Below are 6,000 nucleotides of genomic sequence, written 5' to 3'. Positions count from 1 at the left end.
AGAGTCAGCTTAGTAAAATATTTAACTTTCTGGAACTATCAGACTTGCAGACCACCCCAAAAAGCTATACTTAACGACAGGTCATTTTGGACTGGTGTTTTGAGGACTTTTTACGCCGGTGATGACACACCAGGCATAATGTTTTCAGTGATCTCTACGGGAAGTTCGATGGAACCAACAACAGAGCTAACGGATACTGTACTTTCCTGAGTGATCCCCCGGGCTGCAGCGTCTTCAGGGTGGATCAGTAAATGGCATACTGATTTTCCTTTAACCAGACGATTGCTGTTGTGCATCCAGCCCAGAGTACGGCTGGTAAGTCGACTGATAATCATCAGGTCGTATTCGGAGCTGTCTTTGGAGGAGCCCTGTTTCAGTGGGTCAATAAACCGGGCTTTCAGTCTGGGTAAATCGCTGACCAGAATCTCCGGGGCAAGATCAATTTTCTTATCTTTGGTAAACAGTCGCTCAGGCAGGCAGCGTTCAAGGTCTCCCAGAAATACGCCACCAGGATTGTCTTTAAGTTTCTGCAGTGTCAGTGCATCTTTCTTAAATGGATTAAGGCCTGGCCCATAAGGGCCAAAACGAAGGCCAAGATCAATGATCCTTTCCGGAGTAATTACTTTTTTGACCAGACTTGTCACTGTATGCACGAATGCTGTTGAAAGTGGGTTACCAGCCCTTAGCTTCAGGATTCTTGAAAAAAGCTCACGGAGTATTTCGAAGTCGGTAAATCCCTCTCCTTCTGGTTTAAACAGCCGGGGAGAGTATTTGGCCCAGTTGATCGTGTCGTACAGATGGTAATACATGTCGTAATGACTTTTTTCAAAAGGGCCTACAGGGGGAAGGATAACGTCCGCATGGCGGGTGGTTTCATTCAGGTAGGGGTCGATGGATACCATGAAATCCAACTGATCAAATGCTTCCTCAAGCCCTTTGCCATTGGCCATGGAAAGGGCAGGGTTACCTCCAATTGCAATCAATCCCCGTATTTGGCCCTCTCCTGGTGTTGTTATTTCTTCAGCCAGTACACACAGCGGCAGCTCGCTGCTGAACTCTGGCCGCCCACTGACCCGGCTGCGGTAGCGGTCCCAACTGCTTTCTGAAAGGGATAGGGAGTCAATGGCAGTATTTGGGAACATCATGCCACCAGGTTCATCCATATTACCGGTGATCACATTAACAACCTGCATCAGCCACTGGCAAAGCCCGCCGAACTCCACCATGGATACCCCGGTACGGCCATAACAGATGGCCGATTCTGCAGTGGCAAATTCCACGGCCAGTCTTTCAATCACATCTACGGGGACTCCTGTCACCTCGGCAATATCAGCGATCTCAAAATCATCAAACAGGTGTTCAGTAATTTCCCAGCCTTTGATATGAGAGCCAAGTCTGCTAGGTGTGGCCAGACCTTTGGCAAAAATGGTTTTGATAAGTCCTATCAAGAACAGGGCATCGGTATTCGGACGGATAAAATGATGTTCGCTGACGTGTGATACAGACTCATTCCTCCGTGGATCCATTAGTACCGTTTTTCCACCCCGTTTATGGATATCAACAAACTTGCGCTGGGGGTTGGCGCCGGTCGACATCATGGCACCATTGGATACTCTGGGGTTGGTTCCCAGCATCAGGTAATAGTGGGTACGGTTAATATCTGGAACTGTGCCGAAGAACTGATGACCAAGCATAAAGTGCCAGACAAAATTGTGGGGCATCTGGTCAACGGTGGAGCCGGTGTAGATGTTTTTTGAACCAAGGATTTTTCTTAAAGGTGCTACCCCCAGAAGAGCGCCAACATTATGGGCAGTGCTGCGACCACAATAGGAACCAACGGCGTCTTTTCCATACTGACTTTGTGTGTTTACCACCTGTTCAGCAGCGTAATCAAGGGCTTCTTCCCATGACACCTCCTGCCATTCGCCATTAACCTTCCTGAGAGGCTGTTTTAAACGATCCGGGTCGGTATGAACATCCTGTAGCCCGGTCGCTTTTGCACAGATATTTCCTTCACTCAGGACATCATTGGGGTCACCTTTGATAGAAAGGATTTTATCTCCCTCGTATTCCACGGCGATACCACACATGGTTTCGCACAGATGGCAGGTACGATAATGGGTGCTGCTCATGACTGCTGGTCTCTTATTGCTCTTATAGGCAGCAGGTATCTGCTGATTAATCATTTGTTATTAATCAGGGATCATAAGCATCTTGGTATATTTAATCAAATGTTATTAAATTTGGGCTCGGGTTGGGAAATAATATCCACGATGCTTTGCACCAGTGTCTGGTGAAAAAACTGTCGGCTAACCGCTTCCTCTGTATAGAAATAACGGGCAAGGCCATGTATCAGCAGGCAGTCAATCAGGGCGAATCGGGCGTGGATTGATTGCTCAGAGATATCTTTTACAAAAGGCGCCAGCAGGGATTGTATGCGCCTGGCTTCAGCTCGAAGTTCGGGACGTTGCAGACGCAGCTGGCTGTATTGTTCTGAAACCATCAGTTGACTGTGAATTTTTAAAAATTCTCTACCGCCGGACTCCGGGCTCAACTTCTCAGCCAGTGGTGCCACGATGACATCTACTGCCTGATGCAATGTCCACTGCTCCTCTTTCTGCAGCTGATCAATGAGGGTGGAGCGGTATTCAGCGATGACCCCGGAATGCTTGTTCAGAACAGCATTAATCAACCCTGCTTTATCCTTGAAGTGGTACTGAAGGGCGCTCCGGTTTTTGACGCCAGAGGCTTTTAGAACATCAAACAGACTGGTGCTTTCCAGACCTTTCTCGGCAAACAGCTTTTCTGCTGCATCAACCAGCTTTTGGCGGGTGAGTTGGGTATCTTTGCGCAAGGGAAAACATCCTTATCTGGCTGGCTATGGGCATGGTGGCCATTCTCTAACAGGTAAATGCTGTGAACAAGGTTATGGTTCAGGGAATATGGCCGACTCATAAGCAGGATAAGCCTATTTTTTGGGATGCCATAAAGGCATAAAACGGAAAACTTGGTGAACTTTCCAGGGAGCGGAATGTGAAACCTCAGGTAACTTCAGCGCTGCTGGCAGCGACTTTAACACTCTCAGCCTCTTCGTTAATGGCTGAACTGGTAACAGACGATTTTCGCGGTGATGAGCTCTCCAATGAAGAGTTGTTGTCGCTTAGCCTTGAAGAGGTGATGACGCTGGAGGTTACTTCAGTTTCCAGAAAAAAGCAGCGACTGATGGATTCAGCTGCCGCCGTTTATGTGGTCACTCAGGAAGATATCCGTCGTTCAGGGGCGAAAACCATTCCGGATGCCCTGAGGATGGTACCGGGAGTTCAGGTTGCCCAGATGAACAGTAATACCTGGTCGATCAGTGCCCGGGGGTTTAATTATGTGTTTGCCAATAAACTTCTGGTCATGATGGATGGAAGGACTCTCTATACCCCTGAATATTCCGGCGTAAACTGGGATGTTCAGGATACCCTGATGGAAGATATTGACCGGATAGAGGTGATCAGGGGACCAGGAGCTGCTCTTTGGGGAGCGAACGCTGTAAACGGGATAATCAATATCATTACCAAGTCTGCAAATGAAACCCAGGGCAGCCTTCTCACCTTGGGAGCTGGTACCGCAGAAAGATTTTATGGCAGTTACCGTTATGGAGGACATCTGTCAGAGGAGGCCCATTACCGGGCTTTCTTTAAGTCCTTTAAACGAGATGGATTTCTGAACAGTGATGGCAGTGATGCTGCTGATGACTGGTATATCAATCGGGCAGGCTTCAGAGCGGAATGGCAAAAGAGTGAAGATGACTTTTTATCCGTCGATGCCGCTGTTTTTGATGGTCAGGTTCAGCCACCACTGAATATCTTCGATAGTAATCAGTTAGCAAAAGTCCCCTTTAATGATAAAACGAAGGAACAAAAAGGCGGTCATATTACTGGTAGCTGGAAGCGTAAGACCAGTGATCAAGGAGACTTCACTCTCAAAGGGTATTATGACCGATACGAGAACACGGATTATCGAATTGCTGCTGCCAGAGATACCATTGATATTGAGACGCAGCATCGCTTTCAGTTGACGGAAAAGCAGGAGATTATCTGGGGGGTTGGTTACCGGTCCAGCTGGTACAAGCTCAAGGATATGAATTTTGTTGTTGTTAATGAAGAGAAGCCAATTGAGCGTTTATACAGCGCCTTTATCCAGGACGAAATTATGCTGAACCCTGAATGGCACTTAACCCTGAGTTCCCGCCTTGAGCACCACACGGACACTGGCTATGCCTTTCAACCCAATGCCAGTATTGCCTGGAAGATGAACGATCGAACAACTGCGTGGGCTAAAGTCTCCAAGGCGGTGAGAACACCTTCTATATCTGAGCGAAAGGCGGATGTAAATGGCGTTTATTTGATTGATGATCCTGACTTACCATTACCGAATACCTACCTTAGTCTTGGCCGTAATCAGGACTTGAACTCGGAAAAGCTCACCGCTTATGAACTCGGGTTTCGGCAGCAGGTCACCAACTCATTAAGTGTTGATTTAGCAGCTTTTGTTAATGATTATAGAGGACTGCATAGTTTAGTGAGCAGTACGGTTTGTCCTGATGGGACAAATCTGTATGGAGCCGTGTGCGCAGAAAATATTCCACCTCAGCCTTACCACTTCCTTCCAGCTACCTTAGAAAATGGGCTTGATGCGATCACCTATGGTCTTGAGCTGGCTCTTGATTGGTCCGCAACCGACTGGTGGCGAATAAAGTCAGATATCACCCTGTTACAAGTTGATGCCACTCGACTTGACGAGCAGGATTTCAGTCGTCAGACCGAGTCCCTTGTTGAAGGGCTCAGTGCGGAAGTATTGGCCAATGTGCGCTCTATGATGGATCTTTCCAGCAACTGGAGGCTGGATACCTGGGTTCGTTATGTTGGAAAAAATAAAAGTGCTGATGTCGATGCGTATGCCGCTCTCGATATGCAGCTTGCTCATCAGTTTAACGAGGAGCTTGAGTTCTTTCTGGTTGGGAAAAACATTTTCGAATCATCACGACTGGAGTTTAACGAGTATTTTACGGGTCTTGTGGCGACAGAGGTCGAAGAGTCCTGGTACGCACAGGTTCAGTGGAAATTCTAGGTCTACGGTAAGATGGGCAAGAGAACCGGAATATTCCTGAAATCTTTCTGGCAAGGCTGTTGTGTGGTTTTGCTATTCTGTGCTGAGCTGACTTTAGCTACTCCAAAAGTGGATGAGGTGCGGGTAAGGGCGATTGTTGCTTATAAAATAATGCATTTTGTAGTTTGGCCTGAAAGGCCCTCAGCTTTGAAGCTTTGCACTATTGGATCCACTCAGCTTTCAAAGCTGCTGGACGAAATTGCCAGCCAGGATAGCAAGAAGAGCAGGATTACAGTAAATGATTACAAGCTGGGAGCCGACTTGAAAAATCATTGTGATGCTCTCTATATTCGCAACCTTGATGATAATGAGCTCAAACTGGTACTGAAAAATTTAGAAGAGTGGCCAGTTTTGACCATTGGTGACAGTGAAGCGTTTGCCCGTGTTGGAGGCATGATTGGGCTTTATACAGAAAATGATAAAGTCCGCTTTGCGGTGAACATCAATGCAGTTAAAGATGCTGGTTTACTGGTTAAGTCTCAATTACTGAGTCTCGCTAAAGTCATTCAGTAGTTCACAAGCATCACATCAAAGAAAGTTCGCTTTATCTTCTGTTTATTCCGGGTTCTGGTGATTCTTGCTCACGTTAAATCAAACACTCAATAAGCAAAGATGATCGCAGCGGTGTCAAGATGGCATCAATTGCCTGATGAAGTGTCCACTGTTTCATTTTTGTGCTTTGTCACTTGTAAGTAGCGCGATACTCAGAGAATTACTTCGGACTATTTATTCAGAACGGCATTGATCAGCCTGCTCAGCCCTTGATTTTGTCCTGCAGGATTTCGTGGTTTTAACCCCAGAGGCTTTCAATACCTAAAATTCAAATAGACTGCTGCGTTGCAG

At 46.9% G+C, this 6,000-nt stretch carries 4 protein-coding genes; 2 read left to right on the top strand and 2 right to left on the bottom strand.

The window, feature by feature from the left end:
* Positions 1-110: 110 nt before the first annotated feature.
* Positions 111-2,132, bottom strand: coding sequence for a molybdopterin-dependent oxidoreductase (locus tag AK963_RS10865; protein ID WP_238593695.1), 2,022 nt, complete (start codon positions 2,130-2,132; stop codon positions 111-113).
* A gap of 95 nt (positions 2,133-2,227) precedes the next feature.
* On the bottom strand, positions 2,228-2,854 hold the full coding sequence (locus AK963_RS10860) for a TetR/AcrR family transcriptional regulator (RefSeq protein ID WP_066015470.1): 627 nt from the start codon (positions 2,852-2,854) through the stop codon (positions 2,228-2,230).
* A 179-nt stretch (positions 2,855-3,033) separates the two neighbouring features.
* On the opposite strand from AK963_RS10860, the gene AK963_RS10855 reads away from it, so the two are divergent.
* Together AK963_RS10855 and AK963_RS10850 are read left to right on the top strand one after the other, a co-directional pair.
* Complete coding sequence (locus tag AK963_RS10855) at positions 3,034-5,118, top strand: TonB-dependent receptor plug domain-containing protein (protein WP_066015469.1); 2,085 nt, start codon at positions 3,034-3,036, stop codon at positions 5,116-5,118.
* Between the two features lie 12 nt (positions 5,119-5,130).
* The gene (locus AK963_RS10850) at positions 5,131-5,670 is read left to right on the top strand and encodes a YfiR family protein (RefSeq protein ID WP_066015468.1); all 540 of its coding nucleotides are present in this window, start codon (positions 5,131-5,133) and stop codon (positions 5,668-5,670) included.
* Positions 5,671-6,000 lie beyond the last annotated feature (330 nt).

It is taken from the genome of Endozoicomonas atrinae (assembly GCF_001647025.1).
Classification (GTDB): Bacteria; Pseudomonadota; Gammaproteobacteria; order Pseudomonadales; family Endozoicomonadaceae; genus Endozoicomonas; species Endozoicomonas atrinae.
This window is presented reverse-complemented; position numbering and strand designations above follow the sequence as displayed.